The sequence below is a fragment of the Saliphagus sp. GCM10025334 genome (assembly GCF_042663485.1).
Classification (GTDB): domain Archaea; phylum Halobacteriota; class Halobacteria; order Halobacteriales; family Natrialbaceae; genus Natronosalvus.
Genome location: NZ_JBHTAF010000002.1, coordinates 26,490 through 41,503, shown reverse-complemented (window position 1 = coordinate 41,503; position 15,014 = coordinate 26,490). Strand labels below are relative to the sequence as shown.

11 protein-coding genes are annotated in these 15,014 nt (G+C 65.0%); 7 read left to right on the top strand and 4 right to left on the bottom strand.

What is annotated here, in order from left to right:
* Window position 1 precedes the first annotated feature (1 nt).
* Window positions 2–1,210 (top strand): Fe-S cluster assembly protein SufD, encoded by a 1,209-nt coding sequence (gene sufD, locus ACFQO4_RS08515; RefSeq protein ID WP_500260523.1) that lies wholly within the window; start codon window positions 2–4, stop codon window positions 1,208–1,210.
* Between the two features lie 365 nt (window positions 1,211–1,575).
* Window positions 1,576–2,262, top strand: coding sequence for a hypothetical protein (locus ACFQO4_RS08510; protein ID WP_500260522.1), 687 nt, complete (start codon window positions 1,576–1,578; stop codon window positions 2,260–2,262).
* Window positions 2,263–2,341: 79 nt separating this feature from the next.
* On the opposite strand, the gene ACFQO4_RS08505 is transcribed toward ACFQO4_RS08510, so the two are convergent.
* Window positions 2,342–2,998 carry a cupredoxin domain-containing protein gene (locus tag ACFQO4_RS08505; protein ID WP_500260521.1) on the bottom strand — a complete coding sequence of 219 codons (657 nt, stop codon included), beginning with the start codon at window positions 2,996–2,998 and terminating at the stop codon, window positions 2,342–2,344.
* Between the two features lie 297 nt (window positions 2,999–3,295).
* On the opposite strand from ACFQO4_RS08505, the gene ACFQO4_RS08500 reads away from it, so the two are divergent.
* Both ACFQO4_RS08500 and ACFQO4_RS08495 read left to right on the top strand, forming a co-directional pair.
* Window positions 3,296–5,194, top strand: a complete 1,899-nt coding sequence (locus ACFQO4_RS08500; RefSeq protein ID WP_500260520.1) for an ATP-binding protein — start codon at window positions 3,296–3,298, stop codon at window positions 5,192–5,194.
* Window positions 5,195–5,355: 161 nt separating this feature from the next.
* Window positions 5,356–6,753, top strand: coding sequence for an FAD-dependent oxidoreductase (locus ACFQO4_RS08495; RefSeq protein ID WP_500260519.1), 1,398 nt, complete (start codon window positions 5,356–5,358; stop codon window positions 6,751–6,753).
* A 75-nt stretch (window positions 6,754–6,828) separates the two neighbouring features.
* Here ACFQO4_RS08495 and ACFQO4_RS08490 read toward each other — a convergent pair whose 3' ends face one another.
* The 3 genes from ACFQO4_RS08490 to hemB form a co-directional block, all read right to left on the bottom strand.
* Entirely contained in the window at window positions 6,829–8,247 is a 1,419-nt protein-coding gene (locus ACFQO4_RS08490) for a hypothetical protein (RefSeq protein WP_500260518.1), read from the bottom strand.
* A 164-nt stretch (window positions 8,248–8,411) separates the two neighbouring features.
* On the bottom strand, window positions 8,412–10,067 hold the full coding sequence (locus ACFQO4_RS08485; protein WP_500260517.1) for an ammonium transporter: 1,656 nt from the start codon (window positions 10,065–10,067) through the stop codon (window positions 8,412–8,414).
* Between the two features lie 495 nt (window positions 10,068–10,562).
* Window positions 10,563–11,573: a porphobilinogen synthase gene (gene hemB / locus ACFQO4_RS08480; protein WP_500261163.1), complete on the bottom strand. Its 1,011-nt coding sequence runs from the start codon at window positions 11,571–11,573 to the stop codon at window positions 10,563–10,565.
* A 209-nt stretch (window positions 11,574–11,782) separates the two neighbouring features.
* Between hemB and ACFQO4_RS08475 the strand changes: the two genes are divergently transcribed.
* The 3 genes from ACFQO4_RS08475 to ACFQO4_RS08465 all read left to right on the top strand — a co-directional run bounded on the left by ACFQO4_RS08475 (window position 11,783) and on the right by ACFQO4_RS08465 (window position 14,969).
* Window positions 11,783–12,958, top strand: coding sequence for an acyl-CoA dehydrogenase family protein (locus tag ACFQO4_RS08475; RefSeq protein ID WP_500260516.1), 1,176 nt, complete (start codon window positions 11,783–11,785; stop codon window positions 12,956–12,958).
* A gap of 199 nt (window positions 12,959–13,157) precedes the next feature.
* Entirely contained in the window at window positions 13,158–14,312 is a 1,155-nt protein-coding gene (aroC, locus tag ACFQO4_RS08470) for a chorismate synthase (RefSeq protein ID WP_500260515.1), read from the top strand.
* 114 nt (window positions 14,313–14,426) lie between these two features.
* Complete coding sequence (locus ACFQO4_RS08465) at window positions 14,427–14,969, top strand: NUDIX domain-containing protein (protein WP_500260514.1); 543 nt, start codon at window positions 14,427–14,429, stop codon at window positions 14,967–14,969.
* Window positions 14,970–15,014: the final 45 nt, after the last annotated feature.

The window sequence follows — 15,014 nt, the reverse complement described above, 5'->3', positions numbered from 1 at the left end:
CATGAGCACGCAGGTACACGCCAATCTGACGCCGGAACAGGTACGCGAGATTTCGGGGGACCTCGAGGAACCCGAGTGGATGCTCGAGACCCGTCTCGAGGCTCTCGAGGCCCTCGACGAACTGGACATGCCCGACGTGATCCGGACGCCGGGTCGCAACTGGACGAACCTCCACGGACTGGACTTCGAGTCCCTGGTCGACCCGCTCAACGCGGCCGAGGAGAAAGACCAGGTCGGCCCCGACGAGGTCGACGTGCTCCCGTGGGCGGAGGCCCTCGACAAGCACGAAGACCTCGTGCGCGAGCACTTCGGCTCCATCGTCGATCCCCAGGAGAACTACCTGACGGCGCTGTCGACGGCGCTGTTCAGCACCGGGACCGTGATCTACGTCCCCGAGGGCGTCGACGCCGAGGACGTCACGATTCGGACCGAGATGCACTCCCGGTCGCTGTTCAACTACACCCTCGTCGTCACCGAGGACTCGAGTTCGGTGACGATTCTCGAGCGTCAGTCCACGGGGACGGAACTCGACGAGGAGCAATACTACAGCGGCATCGTCGAGATCGCCGCCGGCGAGAACAGCTACGTCCAGTACGGGAGCCTCCAGAACCTCTCGGAGGAGTCGTACTGCTTCAGCGCCAAACGCGGCGAGACCGACACCTACGCCACGATCAACTGGATCGAGGGCAACATCGGGACGAAGCTCACGAAGACCGAGACCTCGACCCTGCTCTCCGGGGACTCCTCGGAGACCCAGATCGTCGGGGCCTTCTTCGGCCACGACGACCAGCACTTCGACATCGACGCGAAGGTCTGGCACCGCGCCGAGCACACGACCGCGGACCTCGTGACCCGCGGCGTCACCGACGACACCGCCCGTTCGGTCTACGAGGGGGTCCAGGACGTCGGCAAGGACGCCTGGGACACGAGTTCCTACCAGCGCGAGAACACCCTGATGCTGAGCGACGAGTCCGAGGCCGACGCCTCGCCGAAGCTCATCATCAACAACCACGACACCGAGGCCAGTCACTCCGCGACGGTCGGCCAGATCGACGCCGAGGACCTGCTCTACATGACCTCGCGCGGCGTCTCGCCGCGGCTCGCGCGCAACATGCTGGTGGAGGGCTTCTTCGTGCCCGTGCTCGAGGAAGTCGCCGTCGACGAGCTGCGCGAGGACCTCGAGGACCTGATTCAGGCGCGTCTCGAGTAGGTCGCTCCTCACTCACTTACCAAACTGTTTCTCGGACACTGTTCGTCAGTCGTTTCTGTTCCCTCGAGTTCCGGATAATCACGGCACTAGTCTTACTATCGAATGTATAGTAATGTGACCTATACGCTTGAGTGGTGTCCACGGCGTTGCGGTGGCGCCCGAAGTCGCGTACTGCTCGACCGACCGTTCCCCTCTCGACCTCCTTTGCTGGTGTCACCGAACGAGCGCCACATCGTTCACCAGAGCCACTGCTGCTACAGGAACCAGCGTGTCCTCATTCTCGTCGTTCCCGCGACACCACCCGGCCCGAAAGTGAGCGCTCGAGCCACCTGAAGACTTATCACGTCATGTTGGGGATTTTGAATATGGCGACGAACCCCTCCCGCCGTACGCTCCTCGAGAGCGTCGGTGCCGTCGTGGTTTCGGGCTGTCTCGGTGAGCGAACCGGAAACCCCAGTTCGGAGCGAACCGCTGAGTCGAACGATTCCGACAGCGACGACGGTGACGGTTCGTCGGACGACGAAGGGGCCCACGAGGACAAAAGTACTTCCGGGGGGACAGACGCATCCGGAAACGACGACGCCACTCGAGACGATTCGTTCTCCGAAAACGAGGAATCGTATGAAGACTCCAGAGCCTGCCGTCAATACGATCAGCGATGGTCTCCCGGCCAGGCGGATCCAATCGAGGAAACGGTCGCCGTCGAAGAAACGGATCGCCTCCATCAGGAGTGTGCCAGGGCGGCCGCCGATATCGCCCTCGAGGCGGCGGACGAACGAGTCGACCTCGAACTCACCGACCCGGATTCGTGGTGGATTTCCGCGGGTGCCTCGGGATACGGCGAGAACTGGGACGCCGGTATCACCGTCCGGACCGAGACGGACAGTGACGGCGACTACATCGTGTGTCCACCCGCCGAGTACGACTTCGACGAGATCGTCGAATCGGTCCCCGAGGAGACGACCGTCACGCTCTCGTCCGAAACCGACGACGAGCCGTTCACCTGTACGCACCGGATTTCGGTAAAGGAGACTCGAGCGAGCCTGGATTAGCCGTGAGCGAGTAGGGCAGGGTAGTTCACGTGGAGTCAGTCGGCTCGAAGTTTCGAGCCTGACCGCTGTAAGAGCGACGCTACTCCTCGCGAATCACTATATCACCGGTCATCGATTCGGTGTGGATCCCGCACTGGTACTCGACCATGTCCGCCGTGGCCTCGAACGAGAGGCCGTACGATTCGGACTGTTCGTCGTCGGCTTCCGTTCCCTCGAGCGGTCCCGTCTCGCCGACGATGACGAACTCGTGTTGCTGGCCGTCGTTGTTGATCCAGGTGAGTTCGTACTCCCGTCCGGCGTACAGTTCGAGGGTCGGATTCGTCACGCCCTCGATGAGGCCGGGCGAGCGACCGTTCCACCCGTTCTCGTTCGCGCCGAGGGTGATGCTGTCGACGTCGTTCCAGTCGTCGGCGCTGGTCTCGTTTTCATCGGCGCTGGTTTCGTTTCCGTCGCCGTCCGTCTCGTTTTCGGCACCCTTGGTCTCGTTCTCCGCCTCGCGCTCGGCGTCCGTCTCCTCGTCAGCTCCGATCTCGTCGCCTGCTCCCTCGTCGGACTCATTTTCGGTCGCCTCGTGTTCGTCGTCCGTGTTCTGATCCTGTCCGTTTCCGGTTCCCTCCTCGGCTTCGGGTTCGCCGTCTCCCGATGGTCCGGCGCACCCGGCGAGGGAGACCGTCGCGCTCGCCGCGGCAGCGAGTTGAATGAACCGTCGACGGGTCCGTACATCCGGTGGAGTCATACGGCTTCTCGGAGTCCACCTCGGTTAAGTCAACGGCAGACACTCGCCTGTTGGAACCGAACGCGGCCGCGTCACGCGCTCGAGCGACCGTATCCGTCACTTCATCGAGGGTGTCGGTGCCCGCTGCCGTTCCCGCCTCGGCCTCGAGCGACCGATCTATCGGACGCTCCCCGAACGTCACGCCCATTTTCGCCGTGACAGAGGTCCTGACGCGGTTGTCGATCGAGAGGAGGCTTTTTCACTCGTGAACGTTCGGAGGGAAACGTGTTTGTAGCTCCCATCAGTTGACCTGAGTGTATGACTGACCTGGGTGACTTCGAGGCGTTCGACGCCGACGCCTCGAGCGAGGCGGCCGACGACGAGTCGGAAGCGGCGGAGTCGGCGTCTGCGAGCGCGAACGCGGGCGCGGACACGAGTAGCGGGACGACCGATAGCGACTTCGAGCGAACCGCCGTCGAACCGCGCGGCCGGGAGAGCGGTATCGGGACCATCTGCGTCTCGCAGGGCCTGCGCGTCTCGACGGACGGCGACGAGACGACCCTGCGGGCGTACGTCACCGCCGACAATCGCTCCGATATCCGGCTGGGAACGTACGTCCTCGCGAGCTACCCCGACGGCGAGCGCCTGTTCTGCCAGATCGCGGGCCTCGAGTACGCCCAGCAGTACCACGCAGACGACGCGACGGAAATCCACGCCCGGCGGGCGATGCACGGCGGCGGCTTCGACCCCGACGACGAGGCCGATTTCAAATTCGTCGCGGAACTCGAGCCGATCGCCGTTCTCTACGACGACAGCGCGGAGCCCAGCTCCGCGAGCAGCCGGACGTCGTCCGGCGACGACGGCGAACTCAAGCGCCGGATGACCGACCGGGTGCCCAAACCCCAGACGGTGATCCAGGAAGCCAGCGACACCGACGAGATCAAGACCGGGCTGAAGATGCCCGAGGAGGGCGTCTTCCTCGGCCACCTTTCGGTTGGCGGGGAGAAGGTCCGGACGAACGCCTCGCCGCCGACCATCGACTACCGGCTCAAGGACGACTACGACTCGGGCGACCCACTCGTCTTCCGGCACACGCTGATCGCTGGCGGGACGGGCTCCGGGAAGACCCACGGCGCGAAGAATATCCTGCGGCAGTATCTGGCCGAGGAGCGCCGGTATCCGATGGCCGACGGCCGGGAGGTCACGCCCGCGGTCGTCCAGTTCGACCCCCAGGACGAGTACGCCCAGATGCACGACGACAACCCGGACCTCGAGGCCGGGGACGACTTCGCCCGCCGCCTCGAGCGCGAGGGCATCGCCTACGGTGGCCACGACGACACGACGGCGTTCGTTCCGAAAGTAGGGGACTCGAGCTACGCCGCAGGTCACCACCGCGCCGAACAGGTTGAGTTCACCATCCCGTTCTCGATGTGTCGCTCCCGGCCGTGGCTGGTCTCGGGCGGGTCGCTCAACGACAATCAGTACGGGGGACTCACGTACCTGCTCGACCGGTACTTCAAAGAAACGTCGAGCGCGAGCTACGCGGGCTTCAAATCCTTCCTCGACGACCCGGCTCTGCGGGAGGAACTCGACGAGTCGGGTCGGGTCCACGAGGCGACGTACGACGCCGTTCGGCGGCGCGTCTTCGGGTTCGACGACGTGTTCGACCAGGACGCGCGTCCGATCACGGACCTGATTTCGGAGTTCGTCGCGCCCGGGCAACTGAGCGTCGTTCCGACCTACCACATCAACGACTCGCGGGCGACGGAGGCGGTCGTCCTCGCGCTCTCGAGCCTGCTGATCGACCAGAAACTGTCGAACGACCCGGACTTCGACCGGATCAAGGAGACGCCCCTGATTCTGGGAATGGACGAGGCGCACAACTTCCTCACCGACGCCGACAGCGTGCAGGCCCGGAAGGTCATCACGAAGTTCACCGAGGCCGCCAAACAGGGCCGAAAGGAGCGTCTGGGACTCTTCTTGATCACCCAGGACCCCCAGGACATTCACGACGCGGTCTTCAAACAGATCAACACGACCGTCGTCCTCAACCTGGGCGACGAGGACGCGATCAAGAGCGTCAACATTCCGAGCGACCTCGAGTCGAAGGTCCCCTACATGGAGAAGGGGCAGATGGTAGTCTACTCGCCGGACAACTCCGAACCCGTGGAGTTGATCGGACTCTCGCGGTGCGTGACGAGGCACGGACGGGACTGAACCGTTCGATCGTCGGAGCAGACTGAATCGCTCGACGTCAATTGCCGCGTTCTTCTACGATCGTCGAAACGCCTTCTGACAATCGTTGATGGCACACGTGCCGATAAAACATGACTTAAACCGGAGCAGGTCCGTAGTTCAGACAACCACCAGTACCACGCATGTCAGGCAAATACGACCTCGTTATCGTCGGCGGTGGAATCAGTGGCGCGTCGCTCCTGTACACGACCGCGAAGTTCACCGACATCGAGTCGATCGCCTTGCTCGAGAAGGAAGCCGAAATCTCGGCGATCAACTCCCACCACACGAACAACTCCCAGACCCTGCACTTCGGAGACATCGAGACCAACTACACCCTCGAGAAGGCCGAGAAGGTCAAGGAAGGCGCCGAGATCCTCGCCGGCTACCTCGAGCACCACGACCCGGAACGCGAGATTCACTCGAAGCGTTCGAAGATGGTACTCGGCGTCGGTGACGACGAGGTCGCCGAACTCGAGGCTCGCTACCACGACGAGGGCTTCGGCGACCTCTTTCCGAAGCTGCGCCCGATCGGTCGCGAGGAAATCGGCGAACTCGAGCCGAAGGTCGTCGAGGGTCGCGATCCCGCCAAAGACCTGCTGGCCCTGCAGACGCCCGACGGCTACGTCGTCGACTACGGCGAGGTCGCCAAATCGCTCGTCGACAACGCCCGCCAGGAGGCCAGCGTCGACGTCTTCACGGGCACCCAGGTCACCGACCTGACCGAGACGTACGAGGGCTACACCCTCGACACGGCCCGCGGCAAGTTCGATTGCGACGTCGCGGTCGTCGCCGCCGGCTCACACAGCCTCCAGATCGCCAAGGAACTCGGCTATGGCGAGGACAAGGTCTTGCTCCCCATCGCAGGTAGCTTCTTCCTGGCCGAGAACTTCCTCAACGGCAAGGTCTACACCCTGCAGATGAAGAAACTCCCCTTCGCCGCGGTCCACGGCGACGCGGACGTACACGACCCCTCGATCACCCGCTTCGGACCGACCGCGAAGCTCGTGCCGACGCTCGAACGCGGTCGCCTATCGACGGTCGAGGACTTCCTCGACGTGTTCGGGCTGAACGTCGCGGCGTTCGCCAGCTACGCCAACATCCTCTCCGATCGCATCCTCCTCCCCTACGTGCTCCGGAACCTCGTCTACGACCTGCCCGAGGTCGGCCCGAAGTCGTTCCTCCCGCACGTCCAGAAGGTCGTCCCGAGCGCGGAACTCGAGGATATCGAGCGGGCGAAGGGCTACGGCGGCGTACGCCCCCAGATCGTCGACACGAAGAAGAAGTCCCTCGATATGGGCGAGGCGAAGATCGTCGGCGACGACATCATCTTCAACATCACGCCCTCCCCGGGGGCTTCGACCAGCCTGAAGAACGCGATGCAGGACGCGAAGACGGTCGTCGACTTCTTCGAGGAGGACTACACCTTCGACGAGGAGGCGTTCCGCGCAGACACCATCGGTCACTTCCCGCGACTCGAGGACGACGCGTTCGAGACCGGAGCAGGTGCTGATCCGAAACCGGCGCAAGCGGACGACTGAGCCGCGTTACGCTATTCTCACTCGGCCTGGAGGCCTTCGCCCTTCGCTCTGCCTCGAGTGCTGACGGCGCCGCGTTCAGAAGTATCCGAACAGCGTGCCGACCAGCACGAGCCCCCACATCGCGACGCCGACCAGCAGCATGTCGTTCAGGACGCGGTCTCGAGTCGCTCGTCGGGCGGCCCCGCCGGCGATGAGCCCGATGGCGACGATCACGAGCATCCGCTGGAGTACGATGTCAATGGGGAGCGAACTGACGCCAACCATTCCGTAGTCGATCCACATCGCCGCCGCGAGCGAGATCGAGGCCGCGACGGCTGCGTCGAGCCTGGACTCGAGGCCGCGGGCGATCAGGTAGGTGGCGATGGGGATGCCCAGCGCTATCACCGGATACAGGAGCGCCGCGATGTTGTGCATCGTGAGGAATGTGGCCCACTGCTCGAGGGCGATGCCGGCGACGCGAACGCCGAGAAACAGTGCGACGATGGTCCCCGCCAGGATGGGGTGGCGAACCTCGATCCGGTCGTAGGCGGCGGCGAGCCGTCGCTTGTCGACCTCCGTGAGACGGTCCTCGAGGGGTCGGGGGGTGCGCTCGACGATTTCCCGTCCGGCGGCGAGCCCGAATATCGGAAGGACGAGGAGGCCAATTAGATCGACTTTGGTCGCCCAACCGTCGGCGTCGGAGGGGCCGGCGTTGTCCACGTTCCGGCGGACGACGTCCTCCTTCGGATCGACCTGCGGGAGGGCCATGAACTCGCGTTCGACCTCGAGTTGGGCGTTCTCGACGCCGTCGACGCGGTGGCGGAGGGTGAACCAGTCGAAGTGCTCGCTGTGGGCTTGCATAGCGACCCACTGGTCGTCGGGGTTGGGGCTCGCGTAGACCCGGATGTGGGTCCGCTGACCGTAGTAGGTGCCGTCGTCGAGTTGCACTGTTTCGGTGGCCCAGTAGGCTGGCTCGTCGGGACCGGGATCGATCCAGGCGTATCGAGTTCCGCCCGCGGTTTCGCCCCAGTTCGTGGTGGTAGCGATCTGCCGGTTGATGGACTCGAGTCCGGTTTCGTTCGCGGTTTCGTTGGTTTCGTTTTCGTCGGTCTCGGTGGTTCCGTTGGTTCTGTTGACTTCGTCGGTCCCGTTGGCGGTTTCGTTCGTTTCGTTCCCCCCGAACACCGCATAGGTGTCGGCGTCGGCGTCCTGTTCGTCTTCCTCGAGTTCCTCCCAGTCGCCGTCGGCTTCCTCCTGGAGCAGGCGGACGACCTCGTCGCTGTCGCCCCGAACGAAGACGTTGAGCGGGCTGTGTTTCTTGTGCGTCTTGCTCGGGCTCATGTACGCCCAGATCGCGCTCTCGGAGTCTTCGAAGGTGACGAGTTCGATTTCGGGGTCCTCGCTCGTCTCGGGTGCGACGTCTTCCGTCGACGGCGAGAGCAACGCCGACGGACCACCGACGAGGACGAGACTCAGCGCGACGAGTAGGAGACCGATGGTGAGCGAACGGCGCATCGGTTCGACGTATTCCGCACGTCCTCTTGAAACGTAGTGTATACTGACAGTCGGCGGTCACGACCAGTTCTGATGCCGAACTGTCGAGCGAGGACGCGGGAGAAGCGTCCGAAATCCGTCTCGAGGTTCGTTTAGAAACCGTCCGAGACACACGCAATCAGTCGTTAGACGGCTTCGGGGCCGGTCGCCCCCGTGCGGACCTGGCAGGCGTCCTCGACCGGGATGACGAAGATCTTGCCGTCGCCCGGTTCGCCCGTGTTCGCGGCCTCGCGGATCGCGTCGACGACTTCGGTGGCCGGGACGTCGGCGACGACGCACTCGATCTTGACCTTCTGGTGGAGGTCGACGGCGTACTCCTCGCCGCGCCACTGGCCGGTCTTCGCGGGCTGGGAGCCGCGACCGGAGACGTTCGTGACCGTCAGCGAGGGGGCGCCGATTCCGGCGAGGTTCGTCTTCACGTCGCCCAGGCGGTCGGGGCGGACGATGGCGGTGACCATCCAGATGCCGCTGTCTGCAGTACCGCCGTCCGCCCGGATCGCACCGCCGTCAGCCGCGACTTCGGGCGTGCCGAACTCGGGGTAGGTGTCGACGCCGTGTTCGCTCACGTCGAGGCCGTCGCGTTCGTGTTCTGGCGTAACTCGAGCCTGGCCGACCGCTTTGAACGCGCCCCAGACGAGGCCCGTGGCGAGGATCGTCCAGCCGGCGATGACGACCACGCCGACGACCTGCGCGGCGAACGCGTTCGCGACGCTCTCGACGACGCCGGGTGCGGCGACGAACGGGTACAGGAGCGTCCCGAGGACCCCGGCCGAGCCGTGGACGGGGAACACCGCGCAGACGTCGTCGATCTTCAGGACGTTCTCGACGAAGCCGAAGACCAGCGGGAGCTGGGCGCCGGCGAGGCCGCCGACGACGAACGCGCCCCACCACGCGGTCGTGTGGGGAATCGCGGTGATGCCGACGAGCCCGGCGAGCAGGCCGTTGGCGACGTACAGCGTGTCGACCTTGCCGGTCTTGAGCCAGGCGACGAGCCCGGCACCCATGGCGCCACACCCCATCGCGATGGTCGTCGTCATGGCGACGCGACCGACGGTGGCGAAGTCCCCGAGGACGAGCTCCCCGCCCTCGAGCGCGAAGACCGTCGCCGCGGTGCCGACGTTGAAGCCGTACCAGCCGAAGGCGAGCACGAGCGTGCCGAGCACGGCGAAGGTCATCGAGTGGCCGGGGATCACGTTGACCGACCCGTCCTGGTTGTAGCGGTCGAGGCGCGGGCCGAGGACCCACGCGGCGGTGAGGCCGGCGATGCCGCCCATCCCGTGGACGATCATGCCGCCGGCGAAGTCCTCGAAGACGACCCCACCGACGGCCAGATGGCTCCCGGCCCAGGTGAGGCCGGTGACGACCGGGTAGATGACCGCTGCCAGCAAGAACGTGTAGCCGACGTACGCGCGGAGTTTCGCGCGGCCGGCGACGGCTCCGGAGACGATGGTCGCCGCCGTCATCGCGAAGACGGCGCCGAACAGCCAGTCGACCCACGCGTTGGGTTCGGCCACGTCGAAGGCCGGAACGAATCCGTCACCGGCGACGAGGCTTTCGACCCCGGCGCCTACGAGGAAGAATACGGTCACGCCGACGCTCCAGGTCAGCAGGTTCTTCGTTAGCTGGTTCGCGACGTTCTTCGAGCGCACCTGGCCGGCCTCGAGCATGGCGAAGCCCGCGTGCATGAAGAAGATCAGGAAGGTGACCGTCAGCACCCACGCGAGGTTGACGCCCTCGACGAGCACCTCGGGATCAACCTGCAACGGTGCGGCGTCGATCATGGTAGCACCTCCGATGAGGTGCAGCTATCGTGCAGACGTTCGTTCGCTTTCAACCACCTTTTTCGCATGTTTGGACTGTATCTCACGTTAAGTGTGGATGATAGTGTATTGTATAAGGATTAGTGTTGATGAATGTCCAAATATACCTCTATAAGAGTGAAATCCTACAGCATATAATGTGCCTTTTACCGATCTAAGGTGTCCGTCCGTCCGGCAGCGTGATTCCCGAGCGACCGAAACTGGACGATTGTCAGCGTCCGTTCGCGGCAAGAATGGCCGAGTCGCCACCGTAGGCATTCGGAACGGGTGATTTCGAGTTCACGCGCGGCAAACGTTGCCAGTCGTCACGGAGCCCGGAACTCCGACTGGACGAACGTCCGAGCGCCCCTGCTCGAGCGCGACGAACCGTCGATTCGAGTCGTACGAACTCGAGTCACACGCACTCGAGTCATCAGTCCGAGTGCGTCGAATCCTCCGAATAGCGGCGAACCCGACTCAGAGACGTGGGGCGACGTCCTCGGCGAAGTACGTCAGAATCAGATCGGCACCCGCTCGTTTGATCGAGAGCAGCGACTCGAGGGCGGCCGCCTCGAGGTCGAGCCACCCCTTCTCGCCGGCGGCCTGGAGCATGGCGTATTCGCCGGAGACGTTGTAGGCGGCGACGGGGTGGTCGAATTCTCTGCGGAGGTCGCTCACGACGTCGAGGTAAGGCAAGGCGGGTTTGACCATCAGCACGTCTGCCCCCTGGTCGACGTCGAGGCGGACCTCGCGGGTCGCCTCGCGGCGGTTGGCCGGGTCCATCTGGTAGTGGCGGCGGTCGCCGAAACTGGGCGCGCCGTCGGCGGCGTCCCGGAAGGGACCGTAGAAGGCGCTCTCGTACTTCGCAGCGTAGCTCATGACCGCCACGTCGGCGTGGCCCTCGCGGTCGAGGGCGCTCCTGATCGCGCCGACCATCCCGTCCATCATGCCGCTCGGGGCGACCATCTCCGCGCCCGCGTCGGCGTGGGAGACGGCGATTCGCTCCAGGGACTCGAGAGTAGCGTCGTTGTCGACGGTGAGGCCGCCGCTCGCGCCCGAGGAATGCTGTTCGCCTTCGAGGTTGCGCGCCCCCGCCTCGAGCGGCCCGCAGTGACCGTGCTCGGTGTACTCACAGAGACAGACGTCGGTGATCACGTAGGCGTCCGTTTCGGCGGTAATCCGGCGAGTGGCCTCTTGGACGACGCCGTCTTCGGCCCACGCGCGAGTTCCCTCGGCGTCCTTCGACCGCGGGATGCCAAAGAGCATCACCGCCTCGACGCCGGTCTCGAGCACCTCCTCGACGCGGGGGACGGCCTCCGCGATCGGGACGCGCTCGTGACCGGGCATCGACTCGATGGGGATGCGCTCGTCGGCCGTCGCGTCGACGAAGACGGGTGCGATGAAGTCCGACGGCTCGAGGGTCGTCTCGCTGACGAGTCCCCGAATTCGGTCCTTGCGGAGTCGGCGGGGACGGTGCGTGAGGTCCACGTTCATATCCGCCACTACCGACGGCACGGCCAAAAGCCGTGCGCTCGCGGATCGGGTGCCCGCAGTCGGTCGGCGACGACTCGAGGCCGTTCGATTGCCGACGTCAGCGATCTCGAGACCGCACGGACGACCCTCCGTCGTCGGTAGCGCCCGGCAATTCTTGCGACGAGATAGGAGTTCTTTTCACGCCCTCTCGCGGACGTACACCCATGCTCGATTACCTCTCCCTCGAGGCCGACCTCGAGGAGGAAGAACGGTTGATCCGCGATACTGCCCGCGAATTCGTCGAGAAAGAAGTTGCGTCCGATATCGGCGACCACTTCGAGAACGGGACCTTCCCCACCGACCTTATCCCCGAGATGGGCGAGATGGGCTTTTACGCCCCAAACCTCGAGGGATACGGCTCGCCGAACGTCTCCGAGACGGCGTACGGACTGTTGATGCAGGAACTCGAGGCCTGCGACTCTGGGCTTCGGTCGATGGCCTCGGTCCAGGGCGCCCTGGTCATGTATCCCATCCACACCTACGGCAGCGAGGCCCAGAAGGAAGAGTGGCTCCCGAAGCTCGGAGCTGGCGAGGCCGTCGGCTGTTTCGGGCTCACGGAACCTGAACACGGCTCCAATCCGTCGGGAATGGAGACTCGTGCCGAGAAGGACGGGGAGGGCTACGTGCTCAACGGATCGAAGACCTGGATCACCAACTCCCCCATCGCGGACGTGGCAGTCGTCTGGGCGAAGGATCGCTCGAGCGACGAGACGGGCGGGGACGCGGTCCGGGGATTCCTGGTCGAGACCGATCGGGACGGCGTCTCGACGAACAAGATCACCGAGAAGCTCTCCCTGCGGGCGTCGATCACGGGCGAGATCGGCCTGAACGACGTGCGCGTGCCCGAGGAGAACGTCCTGCCGGGCGTCGAGGGGATGAAGGGACCGCTGTCGTGTCTCACCCAGGCCCGGTACGGCATCGCCTGGGGCGCCGTCGGCGCGGCGCGGGATTGCTTCGAGACCGCTCGCCAGTACGCGACCGACCGCGAGCAGTTCGGCGGGCCGATTGGTCGCTTCCAGCTCCAGCAGGACAAGCTAGCGGAGATGGCGACCCAGATCACGCTCGCGCAGTTGCTCGCGTACCGACTGGCCGAGTTGAAAGAGCGTGGCGACCTGCGCCCGCAGCACGTCTCGATGGCCAAACGCAACAACGTCCGAATGGCCCGCGAGCAGTCGCGGGTGGCCCGCGAGATGCTCGGCGGGAACGGTATCACGACCGACTACTCGCCGATGCGCCATCTCGCGAACATGGAGACGGTCTACACCTACGAGGGGACCCACGACATCCACACGCTCGTGCTTGGCCACGACCTGACGGGCATTCCGGCGTACGACGGGTAACTCGAGGCTCGAGGATCAAGAGTCGCTCGAAGCTCGAGTCGGCCGTTGCCGGAGCCCGAGGTCGAGACTCCAGCCCAGTTCGGCACTCGGGGACGAAACCCAGTTCGAGACCCGAACCGAGTGACCCCAACGACCATCGGTATCGCCTCTTCTTGCACAATCCTGCACCGATAAGTACGCCCGTCACGGAGAGCCAGCCATGAACGGCAACCGCTTCGGTCGCCTCTTCCAGGTGACGACCTTCGGGGAGAGCCACGGCGAGGCGATGGGGTGTACGATCTCCGGCTGTCCCGCCGGCCTCGAGCTGACCGAGGACGACATTCAGGCGGACCTCGACCGGCGAAAACCCGGCCAGTCGATGATCACGACCAGCCGCGGCGAACCCGACTCGGTCTCGATCAAGTCCGGGATCCAGGACGGCTACACCACCGGGACGCCCATCGGCCTCGTCATCGAGAACAAGGACGCCCGCTCGGGCAAGTACGAACCCTTCATCACCGCACCGCGACCCTCCCACGGCGACTTCACGTACTCCGCGAAGTTCGGTACGCGAAACTGGGGCGGCGGCGGGCGCTCGTCCGCGCGCGAGACCGTGAACTGGGTCGCCGCGGGCGCAGTCGCGAAGAAACTGCTCGCGGGCGAGGGGATCGAACTCAAGGCCCACGTCAATCAGATCGGGGACGTCGAGGCGCCCGAGGTCAGTTTCGAGGAGATTCTCGAGCACAGTGAGGAGAACGACGTGCGGTGTGCCCACCCCGAGACCGCCGCGGCGATGCAGGAACTCATCGAGGAGTACCAGGAGGCGGGCGACTCCATCGGCGGGAGCATCTACTTCGAGGCTCGAGGCGTCCCGGTCGGTCTCGGCGCCCCGCGGTTCGACTCGCTCTCCGCTCGACTCGGGCAGGCGATGATGGCGATTCCGGCGACGACGGCCTTCGAGTTCGGGCTGGGTCGGGAGGCACGGGAGTACTCGGGGACGGAGCGAAACGACGACTGGGAGTTCGGCGAGGACGGAAACCCGACGCCCGTCGAAAACGACCACGGCGGCATCCAGGGCGGCATCTCGAGCGGCGAACCGATCTACGGCGAGGTCACCCTCCACGCACCAACCTCGATTCCCTCGCCCCAGCAGACCGTCGACTGGGAGACCGGCGAGGTCGTCGAGGACGCACAGGTCATCGGGCGTCACGACCCCGTCCTCCCGCCGCGTGGCGTGCCAGTCGTCGAGGCGATGCTCGCGCTCACGCTCGTGGACTTCATGTTGCTCTCGGGCCGAATCAATCCCGACCGGGTAGATGGGACGCCCGGCGAGTACGATACCGACTACCATCCGACCAACCCGCGGAACGAGTGAGGGCGTCCTGCGTCCGCCCTCGCTCACGTTTGCACTTGTACTCGTACTCGTACTCGTCCATCGCCCATCACTCGAGCGAAATCGCTAACTGGGCGGCACCATCAGTATCGCGAGATGGCCGCCCCCGTCACCGAACGAACCAGAAGCAGCGTCGAGTCGTCGATTGCCGACCTGCGGGGCGAGCACGGCGAGTTCGAAACGGTCGACAAGACGTGGGAGCACGCACTCGAGCGGTACCGTCGCATCCGCAAACGGGCCGACGAGGAGGCACTCGGTGGCGCGGGCGTCTGGCTGACGAACGACGACGGAGCAGTGCTGCTGGTGCGAAACGAGGGAGACGAGGGCTGGGGCGACCCCGGTGGCAAGCGCGAACGCGAGGAAACCTACCGGGAGGCCGCCCGTCGGGAACTCCGAGAAGAGACGGGGGTGGAGTGCGATATCGTGGGCGTGCTCGAGGTGCACGTGATCGAACATCGCTCGGTCGAGACCGACGATCCCCCGGTATTCGACCTGATCGTGATCTTCGCCGGCGAGTACGCCGGCGGCGAACCGCGTGCTCGAGACGGCGAAATCGCCGACATCGGCTGGTTCTCCGAGCCACCGTCGACGGTTCTCTACGACGAGGTTGCGACCAGGCCGTTCGGGAGCGAGACGTGATCGACCGATCGCTCGTTAGTGGTAGGTCTCGAGCCTCGATATGAC